Source organism: Streptomyces sp. NPDC057654 (genome assembly GCF_042800135.1).
Lineage (GTDB): Bacteria > Actinomycetota > Actinomycetes > Streptomycetales > Streptomycetaceae > Streptomyces.
The window spans coordinates 1-4,283 of sequence record NZ_JBHVHQ010000752.1 but is presented as its reverse complement, the minus strand read 5'-3'; the positions used below and the strand labels follow the sequence as shown (position 1 = coordinate 4,283).

4 protein-coding genes and 1 pseudogene are annotated in these 4,283 nt (G+C 69.1%); 2 read left to right on the top strand and 3 right to left on the bottom strand.

Features of this window, described 5'->3' with window-relative positions; genetic code table 11:
• Positions 1-206 precede the first annotated feature (206 nt).
• Positions 207-653: a hypothetical protein gene (locus tag ACFU99_RS35080; RefSeq protein ID WP_384400070.1), complete on the top strand. Its 447-nt coding sequence runs from the start codon at positions 207-209 to the stop codon at positions 651-653.
• A 179-nt stretch (positions 654-832) separates the two neighbouring features.
• Complete coding sequence (locus ACFU99_RS35075) at positions 833-1,627, top strand: SAM-dependent methyltransferase (protein WP_384400067.1); 795 nt, start codon at positions 833-835, stop codon at positions 1,625-1,627.
• A 21-nt stretch (positions 1,628-1,648) separates the two neighbouring features.
• Here ACFU99_RS35075 and ACFU99_RS35070 read toward each other — a convergent pair whose 3' ends face one another.
• The 3 genes and pseudogenes from ACFU99_RS35070 to ACFU99_RS35060 all read right to left on the bottom strand — a co-directional run.
• Positions 1,649-2,539 (bottom strand): helix-turn-helix domain-containing protein, encoded by an 891-nt coding sequence (locus tag ACFU99_RS35070; RefSeq protein WP_384400064.1) that lies wholly within the window; start codon positions 2,537-2,539, stop codon positions 1,649-1,651.
• 156 nt (positions 2,540-2,695) lie between these two features.
• Positions 2,696-2,938: a DUF397 domain-containing protein gene (locus ACFU99_RS35065; RefSeq protein ID WP_384400061.1), complete on the bottom strand. Its 243-nt coding sequence runs from the start codon at positions 2,936-2,938 to the stop codon at positions 2,696-2,698.
• A 686-nt stretch (positions 2,939-3,624) separates the two neighbouring features.
• Positions 3,625-4,283 (bottom strand): annotated as a pseudogene (locus tag ACFU99_RS35060) (mobilization protein); the annotation flags it as partial.

Below are 4,283 nucleotides of genomic sequence, written 5' to 3'. Positions count from 1 at the left end.
CGTCAACGTCACCTGGGCCCCGGGCAACTAGCACCGGGCATCTTCGCCCCGCGCTCGTCGGAGCGCGGGGCCCTCTGCCGTCTGCCGCCGCGACGCGCGGCATCGAGTGCCCGGGCCGCGGCAGCGCCCCGCATGCCTGAGGAGCGCCCATTCTCTTCACCGCTCGATCGAGCGCGCCGCTCGACGGCGCACCGCTTCACGGTCCCGTGCGGGCGAATCATGCTCTCATCGCCGCGGACCTCGGGTTCAGGGCCTTCGCCGAGCGGAACCCGCCCCGCTACGCCCGCTACGCCGAGGCCCGGCTCGACAGGCCGGCGGGGGTGACGGCCGTCGTGCGCGCCACGCTGTCTTTCTCCCGGCGGCACTGGGACTGGCTGTTGAGCCGGCCGAGCCTCGCAGCCGACGTCTGGGAGCAGCTCCGCTTCCAAGTCAGCCGGCACAGCGACTGTCTTCCGCCGCGGGATGCCGACGTGGCCGCCCTGTACGGCGGCCTGCCGATGACCAGTGCCGACAGCGTGCTGCTGTGCCGCCGCCTGGGGCTGGGTGTCGCAGAGGCGGCCGAGCTCATGGGGGTTGATTCTCCTGCCGTCGAGGCCGGCCTGGGTGCCGCCCGGCGTGCCCTTCCCCACCTGGCCGAGGGGAGGCGCCCCTGACGCGCCCCTGAACGCCACCCGCGTACACGTTCGTCGGCGGGTCACTCTTCCCGCCGCTATTTCACCACCCTTCACCCTTGCCGGCGGTGGTGCGCTGTGTGCTGCCCTCATAGGATGGGCGACTCCACTTTGAACGTGGTGGAATCGGCGAGGGGACACGTCCGTTGTCGGAGCAACGTGTGGTCGATCTGTCGGTGCCGAGCGCTGCGCGGATGTACGACTGGCTGCTGGGCGGCAGCAACAATTTCGAAGTCGACCAGGATGCCTGTGAGTTACTCCTGGAAGTCGCACCCACTTCACGTGAGGCAGAGCTGAGCAACCGCTGGTTCCTCCAGCGCGTGGTGCGCGTGCTCGCCCAGGAGCACGGGATCAGGCAGTTCATCGACTTCGGCTCCGGCCTGCCGACGCAGCGCAACGTGCACCAGATCGCCCAGGAAGTCGACTCCGGGGCTCGCGTCGTCTACATCGACAACGACCCGGTCGTCCTGGCGCTCGGCCAGTCGCTGCTGGACGAGAACGAGCACACCGCGATCCTGCCGTTCGACATCACGGAGACCGACAAGGTCTTCGCGCACAAGGGCCTGAACCGGCTCATCGACTTCTCCGAACCGGTGGCCGCCCTGTTCCTTTCCGTGCTGCACTGTCTGCCCGATGCGGCAGGCCCCAAGCAGCTCGTGGAACGGGTCGTCGACAGGCTCGTGCCCGGCAGCTTCGTCGCCGTGAGCCAGCTCGTCAGCGACGACGTGACAGTCCGCGACGATGTCACCGAACTCATGCGGGTCCAAACCCGTGGCAACTGGGGGCGCGTGCGGGAGAAGGCGGACGTGGAGGAGATCTTCACGCACCTCATCGAGCAGGAGCCAGGTCTCGTCGATGTGACGGATTGGCGACCTGACTCCGAGCTCCAGCAGCGCCGGCGCGGCATCGAGTGGACGGAGTACGGAGGGCTGGGGAAGGTGCCGCCCCGGCGCTAGGCGACCGGAACGGCTGAGTCGCTACGCGTAGCGCCGGATGGCTTTGTCCAGCATGCGCCGGCTCTTGGCCGGTGAGGCGCATCCCTCGCCCTGGATCCGCAGGAGCAGCTGCAGGTGCCGCTCGTAGTCGCTCTGCCGGGGCGTCGGCGGCTTGCTCGGGTCCTTGGGTTTCCGGGACGGCTGGGAGAAGTAGTCGGCCCTCTCATACTGCTCGGCGTAGACGAAGTCGGGAAGGCCGCCTTGGCCGAACTGCAGTTGCGCCATGGAGCCTGCCATCGCGGCAGCGTTGCCCGCGATTATCCGCCCGGAGAGCACGAACTGAACCGTCATGTGCGGCAGATCGGCCATCTCACGCAGGGAGACCATCTGCTCGTGCATGGTCTTCTTGGTCCCGGCCTTCCGGCCCAGTACGGACTGGTCCAGCATGAAAACACATTGGGGCGGGCCCGGCTGCTCCAGCACCCGCCGCTGGCGCTCGGCCCGTTGAGCCAGGCGCAGCTCCAGCTCCGGGCCGTTCCATTCGCTCAGATGCAGACCGGTGCGGACGATGTGGGCGGCGTACTCCGGCGTCTGGAGCAGCCCGGGTACCAGTCGCACGTCGTATGTCGTGATGGCGATGGCCATCGACTCAAGACCGAGCAGCCGGTGGAGATAGTCCGGTGTGCAGTCGTTGAACCGATGCTGGAACCACTCCGGCTCTGTGGCGCGCGAGAGCAGCATCGTCAGCTCGTCGCGCTTGGTCTTGTCGGACGTGAGGTAGTTGATCACCGTGTCCGCCGTGCGTTGCACGGGCGTCGTTTCCGCGGTCTCCAGACGGTTGATCGTCGAGGGCGAGACGTGAACCGCGTGCGCAAGGGCCCGCTGTGTGAGGCCCGCGGTCTCGCGCAGGCCCCTGACGGTGAGTCCCAGCATAATATTCGCCGCCGTATTCGTCGTGTCTGGCCCGGGAGGCCGGGCCAGACGGACAATCGGATTCGCATCCGAGGGCAGGCTTGCTCCGTACGGAGGTGTCATAGGCAGATGATGGCACGACCGGCGGGAGGCGACGGCTGAACTTACTTTTCGAGACTACTGGTTGAGGCTGGCGAAGGAGTCGAACTCGCCGTTCTTCACGCCATCGAGAAAGGCTTCCATCTCGGCGGTGGTGAAGACCAGGGCGGGCCCGCCGGGGTCAGTCGAGTTCCGCAAGGCTACGCGGCCCTGCGGGAGCTGCGCAGCCTCGACACACGTGCCGTTGACTTCACTCTTGCGGCTCTTCACCCACTCGCCCGCGACGAGGCTAGCAGGCGTGCCATTCGTGAACTTCTGCATCGGTGATGCGCCCTCTCTGTTCGACAATCTCACTTTTCCGCTGCTCTCTCCCGGCCGCCGGAATTGCGCAGGTGGAAGCTCCATGAATTCCCGTCATGAAATTTCATGGACAGCGTGCACGGAATGCTAGCCGCCCAAAATCGAACAATGCCGCTACACGAAAGAGTGGGATTGGCCGCCCCTGCCGCGCCCCGGGCCGAGTACCGGGGCCAGCCTCGGCGCTGCAAGCGCCTGGCGGCCGAGAAAAGCATCCGCCCGGGTGATGCGGATGTTTGTGGTTGACCCGGCTGTTCCTGCGGGCAGACGAACCTGAGCATCAACGCGGGCGCGCCCTTGAGCCCCGACCGCAGGGAGCAGCGGTGTGTGCATCGGCCACGGCGCGTGGTGGCGCGGCGGTCCGGCGAGGTTGGCGGTGCCAGCGAGCCCGGTGAGGACGTCGCGCGCGACGGCGAGGAGAGGCGGACTGCTTCCGGCCCTGTCCGGGCCGGGACGCTTGCCGAAGTCGGCCCGGCGTAGCCCAACGGCGGGCACGACTCCGTGGCGACGGCCGCGGGCCAAGTGGAACAGTCCAGCACGAGACCGGAGGGCCGATGCGGCATCGTTGACTGCGTGCAGTAGCGCCCCGATGAGTGCGGCTCTCGTCGTCCGCAGGTCCTGGAATCCTATGTGCCGAGCAGCGGGTCAGTTCACCGCACGGCAGCTCCCGGCCACTGGGGTCTTTCCCGCCTTCCGGCAGGGCGGGTTGGGCCCAGATGCCGACCGGCGGACGGGCCTTCCACCGTGCCGTGCGCGGGCAGCCCGGAGGCGTCGGCGGGCAGATCGGCCAGCCGCCGCAGCCGCCACACCAGCACGTCGCTCACCGATTCCGCGGTGTGCAGCTCACGCCGTTGCGTGGCGTCGGACAGGAGGGCGGCCGGGTCGTGGCCGGCGGCTTCGGCGTCTGCGAGGCTTGCGGCCAGCGCGTACCAGCCGGGCTCGGCGAGGACCTGCTCGGCCAGATCCGGCAGCGCCTCGCGCACCATGGCCGTCTGCCGGTGGAGCAGGGCCCGGTTCAGGTGCCGGCCGCGCTGGTACAGGACGCCGAGGGGCTGGGCGCGGGCCGACCGGTAGGCGGCGCGCAGGTGTTCGGCGGCCTGGCGGGCGGCGGCGGCCTGCTGCGCGTGCCCCCTCCGGGCGTGCCAGTGAACGGCGGCGGTGATGAGGAAGAACAGCATGTCGATGGCCATCGCGGTGCTCGCGCCGTCCTCGCCCCGGCCCAGGGCGGGGCCGCCGTGGACGAGGTCGCGGGCGGCCTTGCGCAGGGCCCAGTCGTGTCCGCGCTCGGCCCGGGCGTGGGAGCGGGAGG